We start from the raw sequence: 19,256 nt of genomic DNA, 5'->3' as shown, positions 1-19,256 counted from the left end.
CCCCGGCCGGTCCCGCCGGCGGGGGCGTTTTTTGTCTTGAAATCGCGCCGGTCGTGCGCCCTTATCGACAGACCGAGGCCCCGCCTCCTCCCCGGTTCAACGCCGGGGCACCAAGACCGACAAAGGGAGAGAACCATGATCGACCGTTTCACCCGCCGCGCCGTTCTGGCTGCTGCGCTGGCCCTGCCGCTGGGCGGCGGCACCGCGCTGGCCCAGGACGGGGGCAGCTACATCCTGACCACCGCCGGCACCGGCGGCACCTACTACCCCGTCGGCGTGGCGCTGGCGACGCTGGCCAAGATCCACCTGCAGAACGCCCACGGCATCGACATGTCGGCGATCTCCTCGGCCGGCTCGGGCGAGAATACCGTGCTGATGCGCGAAGGGCAGGCCCAATTCGCCATCATGCAGGGCCTCTTCGGCCTCTGGGCGCGCGAAGGCACCGGCGCGCTGGAAAGCGATGGGCCGCAGGAAAACATGCGCTCCATCGCCATGCTCTGGCCGAATGTCGAACACTACATCATCCGCACCGACATGGTGCAGGACGGCACCGTGTCGGACCTGCGCGAGTTTTCGGGCACCTTCAGTCTGGGCGCGCGCAACTCGGGCAATGAGTTCTCCAACAAGTTCATGCTCGACAACTTCGGCATCGACTGGACCCAGTGGGACGAGGCTTACATGGGCTTCGGCCCCTCGGTCGACGCGATGATCAACGGCACCGTCGCCGGCACGATCATCGGCGCCGGAATCGGCGTGTCGACCATGACCCGCGTCAAGGCGCAGATGGGCGATGCGGTGACCCTGCTGTCGATCACGCCCGAGGAGGCCGAGGAAATGGGCGGCGGCGCCGGGCTCTATTTCCCGTTCACCATCCCCGGCGGCACCTATCCCGGCATCGACGAGGATGTGCAGACCATCGCCCAGCCGAACTTCCTCGCCGTGAACCAGGACGTCCCCGAGGAGCACGTCTACCTCTTCACCAAGACGATCTACGAAAACCTCGGGTTCCTCTGCAACATCCACCCGGCGACCTGCGACATGACCCTCGAGAACGCGCTCGACGGGCTGCCGCTGCCGCTGCACGCGGGCGCGGCGCGCTACTACGAGGAAGCCGGCCTGACCATCCCGGAGGGGATCGCGCCGCGCGACTGATCGCGGCCGACCCGATGGTACCGACCGGCCCCCCGCGGGCCGGTCGTCGCCCGTGCTGAACCGGATCGCCCCAGAACGGATCGCCTCATGAGCGTTGACCAAAGCCGGGCCGCGGACACCGCAGCACCCGCCGCCCCGTCCGAGGACGAGAGCGACCGCAACATGCGCGCCCGCGACAGTTGGCCGGGGCGCGTCGCGTTCTGGTTCGGCGTCGCGCTGGCGCTTCTGCACATCTGGATGAACACGCTGTCGATCTGGCCGGAACTGCGCATGGCGGTCATCCATTTCGCGGGTTTCGGCTTTCTCTGCGCGCTTCTCTACCCGGCCTGGCACGCGCGCTCGCCCGCCGGGCAGCGGCTGGCGCTGGGCGTCGACCTGCTGCTCGCGCTGGCGGCGCTCAGCCTCGTCGCCTATCTGATGCTGGCCGAGGATGCGTTCTACGCGCGCTCCATGCGCTTTGCCTGGCACGACTGGGTCTTCACCATCGTCGCACTGCTTCTGGGGATCGAATTCACGCGGCGCACGACCGGGTGGATCATCCCGATCATGATCATCCTCGCCTTCACCTACATCACCTTCTGGGGCCGCTACGTCGGCGGCATGCTGACCTTTTCGGGGCTGCGCACCGACACCATGCTGTTTCGGGTCTTCTACACCGACGATGGCATGTTCGGCACCGTGGCGCGGATCTCCTACAGTTTCGTCTTCATGTTCATCCTTTTCGGCGCCTTCCTCATGCGCTCGGGCGCGGGGGCGTTCATCATCGAATTCGCCCAGGTGCTGGCGCGGCGCATGGTTGGCGGCCCGGGGCTGGTCGCCGTGATCGGCTCGGGGCTGATGGGCACGATCTCGGGCTCGGCGGTGGCCAACACGGTCTCCACCGGTTCGGTCACGATCCCGCTGATGAAGCGCGCGGGCATGCCCGCCAAGACCGCCGCCGCGACCGAGGCCGCGGCCTCGACCGGTGGGCAGATCATGCCGCCGATCATGGGGGCGGGGGCCTTCATCATGGCCTCGTTCACGCAGGTTTCCTACCTGACCATCGCCGCCGTCTCCATCCTGCCCGCGATCCTCTATTTCATCTCCATCGCCTTCTACGTCCGCATCACCGCCAAGCGGCTGAACCTCGCGCCGATGACGGATGTCGAGGACAAGACCCTCTGGCAGGTCGTCCGCGACAACGGACTGGCCTTCTTCCTGCCCATCGGCGTGCTGGTCGCGCTGATGGTCTGGGGCTACACGCCGACCTATGCCGCGGGCGTGGCGATCATCGCGGTCGTCGCCGCCAGTTGGCTGACCCGCAACCCGATGGGCCCCTGGGCGGTGCTCGAGGCACTGGCGCTGGGCTCGCGCAACATGGTGATGACCGCCGTGCTGCTGGTCGCCATCGGGGTCGTCATCACGGCGGTGACGCTGTCGGGCATCGGCAACACCTTCTCGCTGATGATCGGCGCCTGGTCGGGCGGCTCGGTGCTCATCGCCATCGTGCTGATCGCGCTCGCCTCGCTGGTCCTCGGCATGGGGCTGCCGGTCACGGCGGCCTATATCGTCATCGCCACGCTGTCGGCGCCGGCGCTGGCCGATCTGATCACGCGGACCGAGTTGATCAACGCCATCGCCGCGGGCACCATTCCGCAATCGACCGGCGCGATCCTCATGCTCGGCTCGCCCGATCTGGCTGCACAGATCGGACAGCCGATGTCGCCCGAGCTGGCGGCGCAGGTGCTGGCCGCCGCGCCGCTGGAAATGTACCGCATGGTCGTCGACCAGACGCTGAGCCCCGAGGTCATCACCGCCGCGATCCTCGCCGCGCATCTGATCATCTTCTGGCTCAGTCAGGACAGCTCGATCACCCCGCCCGTCTGCCTGACCGCCTTCGCGGCCGCGGCCATTGCCGGATCTAAACCGATGGCCACGGGCTTCACCGCCTGGAAGATGGCCAAGGGCCTCTATGTCGTGCCGCTGCTTTTCGCCTACACGCCGATCCTCCACGGCACGCTCTGGGAAAAGCTGGAGGTGACACTGTTCACCGCCGCCGCGCTCTACGCGCTCGCCGCCGCGATCGAGGGGCACATGGAAGCCGGCATCGGCTGGATCATGCGGGCGGTGATGCTCGCGCTTTGCGTCGTGCTGATCTACCCCGAACAGGCCGTGGTGCACTGGGCCACGCTTGCGCTCTTCGTCGGGCTACTGGCCTGGAACGTCCTGCAGGACCGCCGTCAGCGCCGCACCGCGCCCGCCTGACGCAAATTGGCCGCGGCGCTTCACCTGTCCGGAAATATCCTCGGGGGGCGCCGCCGCAGGCCGCGGGGGGCAGACAGCCCCCCGTCGCCACCCTCCTCCGGTACGCCGGAAAGTGTTGCGTTCAGGTTAATTTTTCCGAGCAAGTCAAGCGATTACAATAGCTTGACCCCGCTGCTCAAGTTGAGCAAACCCCCCAAAACGCCGGCCAGTCGGCCCGCGCAGGCGCCGGTCGTCGGCGATCAGGCGTGCGGGTCCACCACCACGCGGCCCTGCACCTGGCCCTTCAGGATCGCCGCGCCCAGTTCCGGCAGGTCCGCCAGCGTGGCCGGCCGGATCATCGCCTCCAGTTTTTCCATTGGCAGATCGCGCGCCAGCCGGTCCCAGGCGCGGACCCGGTCGGCATAGGGGCGCAGGACGGAATCGATCCCCAGCAGGTTCACGCCGCGCAGCAGAAACGGCACCACCGTCGCCGGCAGCGTGGCGCCTCCCGCCAGCCCCACCGCCGCGACCGAGGTGCGATACTTCATCTGCCCCAGCACTCGCGCCAGCATCGCGCCGCCCACCGCATCGATGCAGCCCGCCCAAGTCTCGGCCTCCAAGGGCCGCTTCACGGTCTCCGCCAGGTCCGCCCGCGGCACGATCCGCGTCGCCCCCAGGTCGCGCAGATAGGCTTCCGTCTCCGGCCGCCCCGTCACCGCCACCACCTCGTGCCCCAACGCGCCCAACAACGCCACCGCTACCGACCCGACGCCGCCCGCCGCGCCGGTGACCAGCACCTCGCCGTCGCCTCGCGCCAGTCCGTGATCCTCCAGCGCGATCACCGCCAGCATCGCGGTGAATCCCGCCGTGCCGATCGCCATGGCCTGCCGTGTCGTCATCCCTTCGGGCAGCGGCACCAGCCAGTCGGCGCGCACCCGTGCCCGCGTCGCATAGCCGCCCCAGTGCCGTTCACCGACATGCCAGCCAGTCAGGATTACCTTGTCGCCGGGGCTGTAGCGCGGATCCTCCGAAGTCTCGACGGTCCCGGCAAAGTCGATCCCCGGCACGTGCGGATAGGACTTCACCAGCCCGCCGCCGATGGTCAGGCACAGCCCGTCCTTGTAGTTCAGCGTCGAATGCTCGACCGCGACCGTCAAGTCGCCTTCGGGCAGCCGCTCGTCAGCCAGTTCCTGCACGCCAGCTCGCGTCTGGCCGTCAGCGTTCTTTTCCACCAGCAGGGCCCTGAACATGCGTTCTCCTCCTCTGTTCCGTGTTCCTCGATACCGCAGCGCCGGGCGTCGTGAAAGACCCACGCGGGCGGACGTCCCGGCAATATCTAGCGTACGTTCTGGGCGATCAGGTCAGATGATGTAGTCCATGCTTGACTCAACCCTTCTCGTGCCTGAAACTGAAAAAAAATCGAGCAGACAACAAACTCGGACAGGCATCCATTTGCGCTTCTCGCGGCTGCGGCTGAACGGATTCAAGAGCTTCGTCGACCCCACGGATCTGATTATCCGCGAGGGGTTGACCGGCGTGGTCGGCCCCAATGGCTGCGGCAAATCCAATCTTCTCGAAGCGCTGCGCTGGGTGATGGGCGAGAATCGCCCCACGGCGATGCGCGGGTCCGGGATGGAGGACGTGGTTTTCGCCGGCACTTCCAGCCGCAACGCGCGATCCTTCGCCGAGGTGGCGCTGCAGGTCGACAATTCCGAGCGTCTCGCGCCCGCGGGATTCAACGATGCCGACCTGCTGGAGATTACCCGCCGGATCACCCGTGACGCGGGCTCTGCCTACAAGGTCAACGGCAAGGACGTGCGCGCCCGCGACGTGCAGATGATGTTCGCCGATGCCTCGACCGGCGCGCACAGCCCGGCCCTGGTCCGGCAGGGGCAGATCTCGGAATTGATCAACGCCCGCCCCAAGGCGCGCCGCCGTGTGCTGGAGGAAGCGGCCGGAATCTCGGGCCTCTATCAGCGAAGGCATGAGGCCGAGTTGAAACTGCAGGCGACCGAGACCAACCTCGGACGCGTCGGTGACACAGTGGACCAGTTGGCGCAGCAGTTGCAGGTACTGGCCCGCCAAGCCCGCCAGGCCGCCCGCTACCGCGAGATTGCGACCGCCTTGCGCAAGGCCGAGGGTCTGGCGCTCTATATCCGGTGGCGCGACGCCGAAAGCGCGCAGGCCGCGATGCAAGCGCTGCTGTCGGAGGCCGTGCATCAGGCCGCGATCAGTGAACGCGCCGCCATCTGCGCCCGCGCGGTGCGCGAAAGCGCCGAGACCGCGCTGCCGCCCCTGCGCGAGGAAGAGGCGATTGCCGGCGCCGTCCTGCAGCGTCTGCAGGTTCAGCGCGACACCCTGGTGGATCAGGAACTCCGCGCCCGCGAGACGGTCGAGGCGCTGGTCAAGCGGATCGATCAGTTGCGCGCCGATGCGCAGCGCGAGGGGGGGCTGGCCGCGGATGCCGACGAGACGATCGCACGGCTGGACTGGGAAGCCGAGGCCCTGGCCAAGGCGGGCGAAGGGCACGAGGCGAACCTGAGCGAGGCCGAAGCGGCAGCCTCGGAAGCCGCAGAGGCATTACGCAATCTGGAATCGCATCTGAGCGAGCAGACCGAGGATATTGCGCGCCTCTCGGCCCGGCACCAGTCGCTGACGCGCGCGGCACAGGATGCGCGGACCGATCAGTCGCACGCCGAGCTTGAGGCGGAGAAAGCGCGCGCCGAGGCCGAGACCGCCGCCGAAGCCGAAGCCGGCGCCCGCGAAACACAGGACGCCGCGACCGCGGCTCAGGAAGAAGCCGCTGCGGCGCTGGAAGCGGCCGAAGACGCACTGGGCATGGCCGAGGCCGACCGATCCCAGCATATCGCGCTTGAGGCCGAGGCACGCTCGCGCCGGGCGGAGACCGAGGGCGCGGTCAGCGCGCTTGCGGCCGAGGTGAACGCGCTCGAACGCTTGCTGGCACGGGATCGGAAGGACGGTGGCGCCGTTCTGGATGCAATTACCGTCACGCCGGGGTTCGAGCGGGCGCTGGGCGCGGCGCTGGCTGAAGATCTGCGCGCGCCCGCGGTTTCCGAAGGCAGCGGCTGGCATGTCCTGCCGGCCTATGACGCGCCGGCGCCCCTGCCCGAGGGGGCGTCCCCGCTGGCGGCGCAGGTGTCCGCGCCGGAGGCCCTGGCGCGGCGGCTGTCCCAGATCGGCCTTGTGGAACCGACCGAGGCCCGGGCGCTTCACGCCCGCTTGGCGCCGGGCCAGCGGTTGGTGACGCGGGCGGGCGACCTGTGGCGCTGGGACGGATTGATGCAACGGGCCGAAGACGCGCCCAGTGCCGCGGCGCAAAGGCTGGAGCAGATGAACCGGCTGGCGCAGCTGCGCATCGATTTGCAGGCGGCCGAGGACCTGCTGACGAGCGCCCGATCCGCGCATGACGCGGCGCAGGCCGGACTCACCGCGGCGACCGAGGCGGACCGCGCCGCGCGCGATGGCCGCCGTGCCGCCGAGGCGCGCGTGACCGACGCCGCCCGCGCGCTGACCCGGGCCGAGGCCGACGTGAGCCTGGCGCATACCCGCCGCGAAAGCGCCGAACTGACGATGCAGCGGATGCGCGAGACGGCGATGGCTGCCGGAGCGCGTCTGAACGAGGCCGAGCGCGCGCTTGAAGGGCTTGCCGATCTCGGCGCCGCGCGCGAGGGCCTCGATTCGCTGCGCATGCGGGTCGAGGCCGCGCGCATCGCGATGATGTCGCGCCGCGCCGCGCAGGACGAACTGCGCCGCGATGGGGCGGCGCGCGTGAAGCGCGCACAGGAAGTGACGAGAGAGGTTCAGTCATGGCGGGCCCGCAAGGCCAGCGCCGCCGACCGGATCGAGGAGTTCGAACGCCGCGCCGAGGCCGCCGAGATCGAGCTGGAGAAAGCCCGCGCTGCGCCCGAGGAGATTGCCGAGAAGCGCGCCGAACTCGCCGAGGCGATCGCCGCCGCCGAGCGCCGGCGCACCGACGCGATCGAGGCGTTGAATGCCGGCGAGGCGGCGCTGCGGCAGGCGCAGGATTCCGAGCGCGCCGCCGAGCGCGCGGCGGGGGAGGCGCGGGAGGGGCGGGCGCGGGCCGAGGCGCGGGTCGATGCGGCGGTGGAGGCGGTGCAGGCCGCGGCGCAACGCATTGAGGAAGAACTGGAAACCACCCCGCAGGCGCTGCTGGCGCGGATCGATACCGACACCGAGGCGATGCCCGAGGCCGAGGCGCTGGAGCACGAGATCGCGCGCCTGCGCCGGGCCCGCGACGCGCTGGGTGCGGTGAACCTGCGCGCCGAGGAGGACGCGCGGGAGTTGCAGGGCGAGCACGACCTTCTGGTGCGCGAGCGCGCCGATCTGGAGGCTGCGGTGGGCAAGCTGCGGGCCGGGATCGGGGCGCTGAACCGCGAGGGGCGCGAGCGGCTGCTGGCGGCCTTCGACCAGGTGAACGCCAATTTCGGCACGCTTTTCACGCATCTTTTCGGGGGCGGCGAGGCCCGCCTGGTGCTGGTCGAATCCGACGATCCGCTGGAGGCGGGGCTGGAGATCCTGTGCCAGCCGCCGGGGAAAAAGCTCAGCTCGCTCAGCCTCTTGTCGGGGGGAGAGCAGACGCTGACGGCGCTGGCGCTGATCTTCGGGGTGTTCCTGGCGAACCCCGCGCCGATCTGCGTGCTGGACGAGGTCGATGCGCCGCTGGACGATGCCAACGTGGTGCGCTTCTGCGACCTGCTGGACGAGATGACGCGGCGCACGGAGACGCGGTTCCTGATCATCACCCACAACGCCATCACCATGGCGCGGATGGATCGGCTGTTCGGCGTGACCATGGCCGAGATGGGCGTGAGCCAGCTGGTCAGCGTGGATCTGAAGCGGGCCGAGGCGCTGGTCGCCTGAGCCGGCACGGGCGCGGCGCGCGGGCAATGCGCCGCGGATCGGGGTGGTTTACGAAAACTTTTCGCGGCGTGCGCGGGCAGGCAATGCTGAACTGCGCTTTCCGGTCCAATCCCCTGAAATCCTGAGATTTTTGCCTGCCAGCAAGCGTATGGCAGGCGTATGGCAAGTGTATGGCAAACGTATGGCAGTTTGCCACCTTTCCGGCCTGTCAGGGCGCTTTACGCGCGGGTTTCGGTTCAGGCGGCGCTTGCCGGGACCGGCGCGGCGCGCGGCACGGCGGGGCGCGAGCGCAGCAGGATCAGCAGCATGATCGCGATGTTGAGCCCGTTCCAGGCGATCCCGTTGAGGAAGGCAAGCTGGTAGGAGCCGGTCAGGTCGTAGATCCAGCCCGACATCCAGCCACCCAGCGCCATGCCGAGGATCGTCGCCATGATGACGAAGCCGACGCGCGCGCCGGCCTCGCGCGCGGGCATGTATTCGCGCACGATGATCGCGTAGGCCGGCACGATGCCGCCCTGCGCCAGCCCGAAGACGAGGCTGACGACATAGAGCGAGGCCAGACCGTTCGCCGGCAGATAGAGGACCAGAGCCAGCATCTGCAGGACCGACCCGATGAGCAGCGTCATCACGCCCCCAAGCCGGTCCGCGATCACCCCCGAGACGAGGCGCGAGACCACCCCGCCCATCAGCATCAGGGCCAGCATCTCGGCCCCCACGGCGGGTCCGAAGCCCATGTCGACGCAAAGTGCCACGATATGGACCTGCGGCATCGACATCGCCACGCAGCAGGCGACCCCGGCCAGCGCCAGCAGCCACATCAGCGCGCGCGGCGACCACGGCACGCTGCGCGGCACGAAGGGCGAGGCCTGCGCGCTGGCACTGAGGCTGGTCTCGGGCAGGCGGCGGCGCAGCAGTTGCGCCAGCGGCAGGACCGCCCCGGCGACCAGAAGCGCCAGAATCAGATAGACCGTCCGCCAGCCCGGGCCGGCCAGCACGCCGGCCAGCGCCACCGGCCAGATCGCGCCAGCGAGGTAGTTGCCGCTGGCGGTGATCGCGACGGCGATGCCGCGCCGCCGCCGGAACCAGAGCGAGACATCGGCGATCAGCGGGCCGAAGAAGGCCGCGGTGCCCAGCCCGATGACGAACTGCGCCAGCGCCAGCATCAGGATCGAACCGCTCGCCGCCGCTGCAAGGTACCCCGCCGCCGACAGCAGCGCCGCCGCCGACAGCGCGAAGGTGACGCCGCGCCGGTCGACGACGCGTCCGATCAGCAGATTTCCCAGCGCGAAGCCCAGCATCGTCAGCGTGTAAGGCAGGGAGGCTTCGCCGCGGCCGGTGCCGAACTCGGCTTGGACCGCCGGCATGACCACGATCACCGACCACATCCCGACATTGCCGACCGTGGCGATGCCCAGCGACAGCGCAAGGCGCGTCCAGGAATAGCGGCTGTCGAGAAGGTCGGACATGGATGCGAGGGGCTTCTGGCAGGGCGTTGAAGTCGACGCCACACTAGATGCCGCGCCGGCACTGTCCAGTGGTCAATTGAACAGGTTAAGCGATCCGCGCGACCAGATCGGGCAGGCCGGTCAGGTCGGGCAGGACATGCGCCGGCTTTTCGTGCAGGCGGTCCAGCGGCGCCCCCTCGCGGTTGACCCAGACGGTGGTGAAGCCGTAGGCCGCGGCGGAGCAGGCGTCCCAGCCGTTCGACGAGACGAACAGCACCGCGTCCGGCGCGACGCCCAGCTTCGCCTCGACCAGGTCATACACGCGGGCATCGGGCTTGAAGACGCCTACATCCTCGACCGACAGCGCGGCCTCCAGCAGATCGTCGAGCCCGGCGGAACGGATCGCCGCGGCCAGCATGTCGGGGGTGCCGTTCGACAGGATGGCGCAGCGCTTTCCGGCCTTCTGCAGCCCGGCCAGCATTTCCGGAACCTCGGGATAGGCGGCCAGTTCCATGTAGAGCGCGAGCAGGCGTTCGCGCAGGTCCGGCTCGGTCAGCCCGTGGCGTTCCAGCGCCCAGTCGAGCCCGTCCTGCGTCACCTGCCAGAAGTCCAGATGGGCGTCGGCGCCGGCGCGAATCCAGGTATATTCCAGTTGCTTGCGCCGCCAGTCGGCGGCGAGTTCGGGCCAGCGGGTGGACCAGGCCTCGGCCCCCGGTTCCGAGGCGGCGACGCGGGCGGCGGCGCCGACATCGAAGAGGGTGCCGTAGGCGTCGAAGATGCAGGCGGTGATCGGCATGGGGGTCCTTTCTGCGGGGCGGGCAAACGTCTGGCAAACGTCTGGCAGACGTCTGGCAGGCGCAGGGCAGATTGCGGGCACGATGCCAGCGCGACGGGCCGCGCGCAATGCCGTGCGCGCTGCGCCTCAGGCGATGCCGAAGCTGTGCCCGGTCAGTCGCCGGTCGGCGCGGGTCATGCGCAGGTCGATCAGCGCCGCGCGCAGGCGGCTGATCTGCGCGGCCGCGGCGGGGTCCGCGGTCAGGTCGTGGCGTTCGCCTGGGTCGGCCTGCCGGTCAAACAGCAGGGGCGGCAGGCCGCCGTTGAAATGCACATAGGTCCAGCGCGCGTCGCGCAGGATGGCGGCATTGGCCTGCGCCTCGGGCAGGTTCAGGGCGCGCTGGAAGCGGGTCTGCCGATGCGGCAGCGCCAGGTCGATCTCGGTCAGCGCGTGATCGGCCAGCGGCGCGCCCGGATCGGCCAGCGACGGCAGGAGCGAGGCGCCGTCCATCGCCGGCGGTGCGCGGCCGCCCAGCCAGTCGAGGATCGTGGGCGCGATGTCGATGCTGCGCGCGATCCCGGTGCGCTGGCCGGGCCGCCCCCCGGGCGCGGCGATCAGCAGCGGCACATGATGCGCCGGGGCGAGGACGTTGTCCTTGCCCCAGTAGCCCTGATCGCCCAGCATCTCGCCATGGTCGGCGGCCAGCACGATCAGCGTGCGCTCGTCCTGGCCGGTCGCGGCCAGCCAGTCCAGCAACCGGCAGAGGTGGTGGTCGAGTTCCGCGACCAGCCCCAGGTAGAGCGCCCGCAGGGTCTGGACGTCCTGCGGCGCCAGCGCGGCGCAGTCGCCGTCGAACCCCCAATGCAGATCAAAGGCCGAGGGCGCCGAGAACCAGGCTCGCCGGAACGGATGGTCCGAGGACGGCGGCGGGGCAGGGGGCGGCACATCCGCCGCGGCGACGAGGTGGTTGTAGGGCGCGGGCGCGACCAGCGGCGGATGCGGGCGCAGATAGGTCAGATGCGCGGTCCAGGGGCTGTCGCGCCGCCCCTCCAGCGCGGTCAGGGCCTGGTCGGTCAGCCAGGCCGTGTCGCTGTCCTCTGCCGCGTAGATCGGTGGCGCGCGCAACCCGTCGCCGACCGGGCGGAAAAGCTGCGGCCAGTTCTGCGGCTGGGGGCCGGGCAGGGCGTAGCCGCGCCCGCGCAGATGGCCGATCCAGTCGACCGGCGCCTCCATCGGGAAGGCGGCGAGGGTCGTGAAGCCGGCGGCGGGCAACTCGTAGGTGCGGAAATCCGGATCGGCGGGGTCGCGCCCGGTCGGATCGGCGGCGATGTCGCAATAGCCGAAGAGGAGCGGCTCGCGCCCAAGGTGGCGCAGTTCGGTGGCCAGGGTCGCGTGGTGGCGCGCCATTGGCGTGCCGTTGCGGATGGCGCGGTGGTTGAAGGCGAAAAGCCCGGTCAGCAGCGAGGCGCGCGAGGGGCCGCAGGGAACCGCCGCCGTCCAGCAGTTGACGAATTCCGCCGACCGCGCCCGCAGCCGGTCGAAATTGGGCAGGGCGACCGCGCGGCCCAGCGCGCCGAACAGCACGTCGGCGCGCAACTGGTCCATGGTGATGAAGAGCACGTTGCCGTCGGGCCGACGCTCAACCATCGACGTTGCGCGCAGGACGGCGCCCCCCGGTGTCGACATCCGCCCGCATCTCCGCCCCCGCTGCCCTGTCCTGCGCGGGCAGGTTCGGCCAGCCCGTCGCAAGATTCAAGGGCCGCGGTGGACCGGCTGCCTGCCGCCCGCGCGCCTAGTGGAGTTGCTGCGACTTCTGGGCCGGGGACTTCGACCGCGCGGGGCTGGTCGTGCAGGTGCTGCGCGCCGCGTGCCGGGCGCGGATCTCGCGCATGGCCTCGGCCTCGGCGGCGAGGTCGGCGGCGCTGGGATGCGGCAGGCGTTCGGCCATCGCGCCCCAGAAGCGCATCGAATATTCGATCTGACTTTGCCAGAGTCGAAACCAGTAGGTCATGCCCTGACCCCAGAACTCGACGGGTTGGTTGCGGCGGTCCATGGTTCCTCCTCCTCCTGATTCGTGTTGCAGTCGCTGTGGTGGCTTCGTCATGCAACCAGCGAGTGCTTAGCGATACAATGATCTGGCGCAAGTCGCAGCATGCTTGAGCCGCATAACGACAACGTGACGGCGGCAGAAAGACGCCCATTGCGGCGCGGTGCCGCCGATGCATGCAGTTTGCGGATGCCGCGGGGCGGGCGTTTGCGCGGGTTTACGCCTGCCGGCCGCCGGTTTATGCTGCGCCGCAGAAAATACGGAGCGATAAAATGAGCGAACGCGGCATGAAGCGGATCAATCTGGCCCTCCAGGGCGGGGGTTCGCACGGGGCGTTGACCTGGGGGGTCCTCGACCGGCTGCTGGAAGACCCGCGACTGGAAATCGCCGAGATCAGCGGAACCAGCGCCGGGGCGATGAACGCCGTCGTGCTGGCCGATGGCTACGAACGCGGCGGGCGCGACGGCGCGCGCCAGGCGCTTGCGGCGTTCTGGCGCGCTATCAGCCGCGCGTCGCTGTTTTCGCCGATGCAGCGCAGCCCGGTGGACCGGGCACTGGGCCGCTGGAGCCTGGACAATTCACCCGGCTATCTGCTGGCCGAAAGCATGAGTCGGCTTTTTTCGCCCTACCAGTTGAACCCTATGGGCGTGAACCCGTTGCGCCGCGTGCTGGAAGCGCAGGTCAATTTCGACAACGTGAACCGTTGCCGCCAGATCGCCGTGCATGTGACCGCCACGCATGTGCGGACCGGGCGCGCGCGGGTCTTTTCGCGCGGCGGGGTGACCCTCGATGCGGTGATCGCCTCGGCCTGCCTGCCGCAGCTGTTTCCCGCCGTCGAGATCGAGGGCGAGCATTACTGGGACGGCGGCTTCAGCGCCAATCCGGCCCTGATGCCGCTGGTCACCAGCGACGAGAGCCCGGATATCGTGATCGTGCAGATCAACCCGATCCTGCGCGAGGAATGCCCGATGTCGGCGCGCGAGATCATCAACCGCGTGAACGAGATCAGCTTCAACACCGCGCTGATCAAGGAATTGCGCACCATCGCGCTGATGCAGCAGGTCGTGGCCGAGAAGGGCGTCGATCTGGGGGCGGCCGGAAAGACCCATATCCATCTGATCCACGCCGATACCGAAGTGCAGGATCTGGCCGCCTCCAGCAAGATGAACGCGGAATGGGGCTACCTGGAGATGCTGTTCCAGCGCGGCCGCAGCTGGGCCGATACCTGGCTGGCGGCGCATTTCGACAAGATCGGGCATGAATCCTCGTTCGACCTGGAGAAATTCTTCGACGATTCGGTGCAGGCGCCGGGCGGTCGGCGATGACCGGCATCCTGGTCATCGTCGCCGCGCTGGCGGCGCTGATGTACCTGGCCTATCGCGGGCTCAGCCTGCTGCTGCTGACCCCGGCGCTGGCGGTTCTTGCGGTGCTCGTGGCCGAGGGCGGTCCGCTGCTGGCCAGCTACACGCAGGTCTTCATGCAGGCTACCGGCGGCTTCATCATCCAGTATTTCCCGCTTTTCCTGCTGGGAGCGGTCTTCGGCAAGCTGATGGAGGCGTCGGGCTCGGCGCGGGTGCTGGCCGACGGAATCATCCGCGGGCTGGGGCCGGCGCGCGCGATCCTGGCGGTGATCCTGTCCTGCGCGGTGATGACCTATGGCGGGGTGTCGCTGTTCGTCGTGGCCTTCGCTGTCTGGCCCATCGCCTCGGCGCTGTTCCGCGAGGCGGAACTGCCCAAGGTGCTGATCCCGGCGACCATCGCGCTGGGGGCGTTCACCTTCACGATGACCGCGCTGCCCGGCACGCCGGCGATCCAGAACGCGATCCCGATGCCGTATTTCGGCACCACGCCCTTCGCCGCCCCGGGGCTGGGCATCATCACCGGCGCGATGATGCTGGGCCTGGGCTGGGCCTGGCTGGAACGGCGCGCGCGCGTGTTGGGGCCGGGTTACGGCGAGGTGGGCGAGGGTGCGGCGCGCGCGCCGGCACGGGACACGCCTGGGCTGGCGGTGGCGGCGGCGCCGCTGGTGTTGGTCCTGGGCCTGAACCTGGTCTTCACCTTCGTGCTGATCCCGCGCATGGACACGTCCTATCTGGCCCTGCCGGCCTATGGCGCGACCGATGTGGGATCCTTGCGCGGCGTCTGGTCGATCATCGCGGCGCTGACCTTCGCTTCGCTGGTTCTGGTCGCCCTCAACTGGCGGCGGCTGGTCGAGGGACTGGGCGCGACGCTGGACGAGGGCGCGAAGGACTCGCTCAAGCCGATCTTCAACACCGCCAGCCTCGTCGGGTTTGGCGCGGTCATCGCCTCGCTTTCGGCCTTTGGCGTGATCCGCGACTGGGTTGTGACGGTCGGCGGCGACAACCCGTTGATCTCGCTCGCGGTGGGGACGAGCCTGCTGGCGGGGATGACCGGTTCGGCCTCGGGCGGGATGTCGATCGCGCTGTCGACACTGGGCGAGACCTATCTGGAGATGGGGCAGGCCGCGGGCATCGCGCCGGACCTGCTGCACCGGGTGACGGCGGTGGCGACCGGGGGCTTGGACGCGCTGCCGCACAACGGCGCGGTGATCACGCTCCTGACGATCTGCGGCCTGACCCACCGGGAGGCGTATCGCGACATCGCCATGGTTGCCGTCGTCATCCCGATCCTGGCGCTGGTCGTGCTGGTGACGCTGGGCACGCTTTTCGGCAGTTTCTGACGCCTTGGGGCGTGTGCGGGCGGCGGCCCAAACCTTTCATTGCGGTTAATTTTTAAGAATTATGTATACAAGACAAATGGTTGCGCGAATGCGCGCATGCGCGCAATCTACACCCTTCAGCCGGGCAGGCGCCGCTCCGCCTCGCGCCGGGCGAAGGGCTTGAGCCGCGCGCCATGGTCGGAAAGCCAGTCGCGGACCGCCTGCGGGTCGTGGCGCGAAAGGTCGCGCAGCCACCAGCCCACGGCCTTTTGCATGAACCAATCGCGGTCAGTCGCGTGGTGGGCGCACCAGCCCAGGACGCGCCGGCGCACGGCAAGCTCGGCCGGTTTGGGATGCGTCAGCCGGGTCCAGGGCAGGGTCATGACCAGCGTCGCCCGCCGGGTCAACATGTTGGGGTGGTCCAGCCAGCCCTCGACCCTGTCCAGCCGCGCCGGATCGGCCACCAGCCGCCGACCCCCCGCCGCCGCGGCGTGATCGGCCAGCGCCCAGCTGTCGAACCCCTCGGCCCAGCCCGCGATCAGTTCCCACACCGCGGCATCGTCCGGCCGGATGCGCGCCTGCGTCAGTAGCTTCGCCGCGGCGACCCGCGCCTCATGCACGTCGCTGTCCCACAGCGCCGCGGCCAGCGCGATGCGTTCTGCCAGCGAACAGGCCGCGCGCCAGTCCTTGGCCAGCGCCTCGACGGCAGGAACGGGCACGCCCAAAAAAGGGCGCGCCGTCTTGTGGTACGCAGCCATCTCGGCCGCCTTCACCGGATCGGCGAGGGCCTTCAGTTCACCCATCGCCGCCTCAGGCGGTATCCCGGCACGGACGGACAAATCATTCCACCGTCACGGACTTCGCCAGATTCCGCGGTTGGTCGACATCGGTGCCGCGGGCCAGCGCGGTGTGGTAGGCCAGAAGCTGCGCCGGCACCGCATAGACGAAGGGCGTCAGCAGTTCGGGCACGGTCGGCATGACGATCTGCGCCCAGACCTTTCCGGCCTCGTCCAGGCCCGCCTGGTCGGAGATAAGCAGCACGCGTCCCTGCCTTGCCATGACCTCCTGCATGTTCGAGACGGTCTTTTCGAACAGGCCGTCGCGGGGGGCCAGGACGACCACCGGCATATGCTCGTCGATCAGCGCGATGGGTCCGTGCTTCAGTTCGCCCGACGCGTAGCCTTCGGCGTGGATATAGCTGATTTCTTTCAGCTTGAGCGCGGCTTCCAGCGCCAGCGGATACATCGTTCCCCGGCCCAGGAACAGCACGTCGCGCGACTGTGCCAGCCGGCCGGCGATGCGCTCGATCTCGCCCTCGCGGTCCAGCGCCTGGCGCAGCATCCCGGGGGCCGTGCGCAGGATCGCCAGTTGTTCCGCCGCGTCCTCGGCAGAGAGTTTTCCCCGGTCGATTCCGGCCTTGAGCGCCAGCAGCGCCAGCACCATGAGCTGCGCGGTGAACGCCTTGGTCGAGGCGACGGCAATCTCGGGGCCCGCCATGATCGGCAGCGCCACGTCGCATTCGCGCGCGATCGAAGAGGTTTCGACATTGACCACGCCAATGGTGCGCGCGACCGTATCGACAACATGGCGCAGGGCGGCCAGCGTGTCGGCGGTTTCACCGGACTGGCTGACGAAGATGGCCACCGCCCGGTTCGACAACACCGGCTCCCGATACCGGAATTCCGAGGCGATGTCGATATCGGTGGGGATGCCGGCAAAGCGTTCGAACCAGTATTTCGCGACCTGCGCCGCGTAGAACCCCGTTCCGCAGGCAACAAGGATGACGCGATCGCATTCGGTGAAATCCACCGGCGCCGGGAAATCCAGCGCGTCGCCGCGCGCGGTCGTGTGACGGGCAAGGGCGGCTTCGATGATCGTCGGCTGTTCCACGATCTCCTTGGACATGAAGTGGCGGTGCCCGGCCTTGTCGACCCGGGTCTGATCCATCACGATCCGGCTGACCGGGCGGTTGGCGCGCCGGCCTTCGGCATCGAAGATCTCGGCGCCCTTGCGGGTCAGGACGACCCAGTCGCCCTCTTCCAGATAGGTGATGCGATCGGTCATAGGCGCCAGCGCGATCGCGTCCGAGCCGAGGAACATCTCGTCGTCGCCATGACCCACGGCCAGCGGGGAACCCTTGCGCGCGCCGATCATCAGATCGTCTTCGCCGCTGAAGAGGAAGGCCAGCGCGAAAGCGCCCTCGAGCTTCTTGAGCGTCGCTGCCGCGGCCTCGACCGGCGACATGCCCTGATCGAGGTGGAGGCGGGTCAGCAGGGCGACCGTTTCGGTGTCCGTCTGGGATTCCGGGGTCAGGCCGGCGGCTTCGATTTCGGCGCGCAGTGCCTTGAAATTCTCTATGATCCCATTGTGTACCACCGCGACGCCGCCTGCCCGGTGCGGGTGCGCGTTGACCACCGAGGGCGCGCCATGTGTCGCCCAGCGGGTATGGCCGATCCCGGCCTTTCCCGCCAGCGGATCGTGCACCAAGAGATCGCTGAGGTTGATCAGTTTGCCAACCGCGCGGCGTCGGTCGAGCGTGCCGTCCTGCACCGTCGCGATGCCCGCACTGTCATAGCCGCGATACTCCAGCCGTTTCAGCGCTTCCAGGATCAGGGGGGCAACCTCGTGCTTGCCAAGGACGCCGACAATGCCGCACATGCTCTATCCTTTCCGTGCCTTTATGGCGCGCAACCGTTCCATCAGGCGAAGCGCCAGACCGGATTTGTTGTCCTGCCGCGCGCGGGCGAGCGCGAGCGCGCCGTCGGGCACATCCGCGGTGATCACCGACCCTGACCCGGTCATCGCATCGGCGCCAACGCGCACCGGCGCCACCAGCATCGTGTCTGAGCCGATGAAGGCGCGTGCGCCGATCTCGGTGTGGTGCTTCATCACGCCATCGTAGTTGCAGGTGATCGTCCCTGCGCCGACATTGGCGCGTTCCCCGACATGCGCATCGCCGATGTAGCTGAGGTGGTTGACCTTCGCGCCTTCGTCGAGGATCGCGTTCTTGATCTCCACGAAGTTGCCGACGCGCGTGTCTTCGGCCAGTTCCGCGCCGGGACGCAGGCGGGCGTAGGGCCCGACCACCGCGCCACGACTGACATGACAGCCCTCGAGATGACAGAACGCGCGGATTCGTGCGCCGGATTCGATGGTGACGCCGGGGCCGAAGACGACATTCGGCTCGATCACCGCGTCGCGGCCGATGACGGTGTCGAGCGCGAAGAAGACGGTTTCGGGCGCGGTGAGCGTGACACCGGTTTCCAGCGCTTCGACACGCGCGCGGGCCTGAAAGGCGCCCTCGGCCGCGGCGAGTTCTGTGCGGGTATTGATGCCCAGGGTTTCGGATTCGGGGCAGGTGACGACGCCGGCTGAAAGGCCCCGTTTGCGGGCCAGCGCCACGATGTCCGTCAAGTAGTATTCACCTTTCGCATTGTCGTTTCCGACATTGTCGATCAGATCGAAGAGGGTTGTCGAATCCGCGCAGACCACGCCGGAATTACAGAGGGTTATCAACCGTTCCTCAGCCGACGCATCGTTGAATTCGACGATCCGCTCCAACTGCTCACCCGACATCATGAGCCGACCGTAGCGTCCAGGATCGGCGGCCTCGAAGCCCAGCACGACAACCGCATGGCGCGCCCGGGCCTCGCGCATGGCCTCCAGTGTCTCCACGCAAACAAACGGCGTATCGCCGTAGAGGACGACCACGTCGCCGGAGAAGCCGTCGAGCGCGGTGCGCGCCTGCGCGACGGCATGGGCGGTGCCCAGCTGTCCAGCCTGATGGGCGATGAGGACATCGGGGTTTTCACTGCGCGCAGTTGATGCGACCTGATCGGCCCCGTGCCCCGTAACCACCACGACACGTTCCGGGCCAAGCGCCGCACCGGCCCGCATCGCATGCGCAAGTAGCGGCGCCCCGGCCAGCGTATGCAGAACTTTCGGCAGATCGGAATTCATCCGGCTGCCCAGCCCGGCGGCCAGGATAACGAGCGATACGGGCATCAATACTTCCCTGATTGCGATGCGACC

At 68.8% G+C, this 19,256-nt stretch carries 13 protein-coding genes; 5 read left to right on the top strand and 8 right to left on the bottom strand.

Going from position 1 to position 19,256, the window contains the following annotated elements; translation table 11 throughout:
- The first annotated feature begins 135 nt into the window (after positions 1–135).
- Both IM708_RS02130 and IM708_RS02125 read left to right on the top strand, forming a co-directional pair.
- Complete coding sequence (locus IM708_RS02130) at positions 136–1,152, top strand: TAXI family TRAP transporter solute-binding subunit (RefSeq protein WP_209424664.1); 1,017 nt, start codon at positions 136–138, stop codon at positions 1,150–1,152.
- An 87-nt stretch (positions 1,153–1,239) separates the two neighbouring features.
- Positions 1,240–3,396 (top strand): TRAP transporter fused permease subunit, encoded by a 2,157-nt coding sequence (locus IM708_RS02125; RefSeq protein ID WP_209424663.1) that lies wholly within the window; start codon positions 1,240–1,242, stop codon positions 3,394–3,396.
- Between the two features lie 239 nt (positions 3,397–3,635).
- Here the strand turns inward: IM708_RS02125 and IM708_RS02120 are convergent, their stop codons facing one another.
- A complete protein-coding gene (locus tag IM708_RS02120; RefSeq protein WP_209424662.1) occupies positions 3,636–4,625 on the bottom strand; it encodes an MDR family oxidoreductase in 990 nt (329 codons plus the stop codon).
- A gap of 202 nt (positions 4,626–4,827) precedes the next feature.
- Between IM708_RS02120 and IM708_RS02115 the strand changes: the two genes are divergently transcribed.
- The gene (locus tag IM708_RS02115) at positions 4,828–8,277 is read left to right on the top strand and encodes an AAA family ATPase (protein ID WP_209424661.1); all 3,450 of its coding nucleotides are present in this window, start codon (positions 4,828–4,830) and stop codon (positions 8,275–8,277) included.
- 236 nt (positions 8,278–8,513) lie between these two features.
- On the opposite strand, the gene IM708_RS02110 is transcribed toward IM708_RS02115, so the two are convergent.
- The 4 genes from IM708_RS02110 to IM708_RS02095 form a co-directional block, all read right to left on the bottom strand.
- Positions 8,514–9,743: an MFS transporter gene (locus IM708_RS02110; RefSeq protein WP_209424660.1), complete on the bottom strand. Its 1,230-nt coding sequence runs from the start codon at positions 9,741–9,743 to the stop codon at positions 8,514–8,516.
- Between the two features lie 85 nt (positions 9,744–9,828).
- The gene (locus tag IM708_RS02105; protein WP_209424659.1) at positions 9,829–10,518 is read right to left on the bottom strand and encodes a haloacid dehalogenase type II; all 690 of its coding nucleotides are present in this window, start codon (positions 10,516–10,518) and stop codon (positions 9,829–9,831) included.
- A 126-nt stretch (positions 10,519–10,644) separates the two neighbouring features.
- Positions 10,645–12,183, bottom strand: a complete 1,539-nt coding sequence (locus tag IM708_RS02100) for a sulfatase-like hydrolase/transferase (RefSeq protein ID WP_209424658.1) — start codon at positions 12,181–12,183, stop codon at positions 10,645–10,647.
- 106 nt (positions 12,184–12,289) lie between these two features.
- Positions 12,290–12,550 carry a hypothetical protein gene (locus tag IM708_RS02095; RefSeq protein WP_209424657.1) on the bottom strand — a complete coding sequence of 87 codons (261 nt, stop codon included), beginning with the start codon at positions 12,548–12,550 and terminating at the stop codon, positions 12,290–12,292.
- Between the two features lie 266 nt (positions 12,551–12,816).
- On the opposite strand from IM708_RS02095, the gene IM708_RS02090 reads away from it, so the two are divergent.
- Positions 12,817–13,869 (top strand): patatin-like phospholipase family protein, encoded by a 1,053-nt coding sequence (locus IM708_RS02090; protein ID WP_209424656.1) that lies wholly within the window; start codon positions 12,817–12,819, stop codon positions 13,867–13,869.
- A complete protein-coding gene (locus IM708_RS02085; RefSeq protein ID WP_209424655.1) occupies positions 13,866–15,245 on the top strand; it encodes a GntP family permease in 1,380 nt (459 codons plus the stop codon). The genes IM708_RS02090 and IM708_RS02085 overlap by 4 nt, the downstream gene beginning before the upstream one ends.
- Positions 15,246–15,361: 116 nt before the next feature.
- On the opposite strand, the gene IM708_RS02080 is transcribed toward IM708_RS02085, so the two are convergent.
- Genes IM708_RS02080 through glmU form a run of 3 tightly spaced genes read right to left on the bottom strand, consistent with a single transcriptional unit; the run spans position 15,362 to position 19,229 of the window.
- Positions 15,362–16,027: a DNA alkylation repair protein gene (locus tag IM708_RS02080; protein WP_209424654.1), complete on the bottom strand. Its 666-nt coding sequence runs from the start codon at positions 16,025–16,027 to the stop codon at positions 15,362–15,364.
- Between the two features lie 37 nt (positions 16,028–16,064).
- Positions 16,065–17,882 (bottom strand): glutamine--fructose-6-phosphate transaminase (isomerizing), encoded by a 1,818-nt coding sequence (glmS, locus tag IM708_RS02075; RefSeq protein WP_209424653.1) that lies wholly within the window; start codon positions 17,880–17,882, stop codon positions 16,065–16,067.
- Positions 17,883–17,885: 3 nt separating this feature from the next.
- A complete protein-coding gene (gene glmU / locus IM708_RS02070; protein ID WP_209424652.1) occupies positions 17,886–19,229 on the bottom strand; it encodes a bifunctional UDP-N-acetylglucosamine diphosphorylase/glucosamine-1-phosphate N-acetyltransferase GlmU in 1,344 nt (447 codons plus the stop codon).
- Positions 19,230–19,256 lie beyond the last annotated feature (27 nt).

The organism is Pararhodobacter sp. SW119 (assembly GCF_017811755.1).
Taxonomy (GTDB): Bacteria; Pseudomonadota; Alphaproteobacteria; order Rhodobacterales; family Rhodobacteraceae; genus Pararhodobacter.
This window is presented reverse-complemented; position numbering and strand designations above follow the sequence as displayed.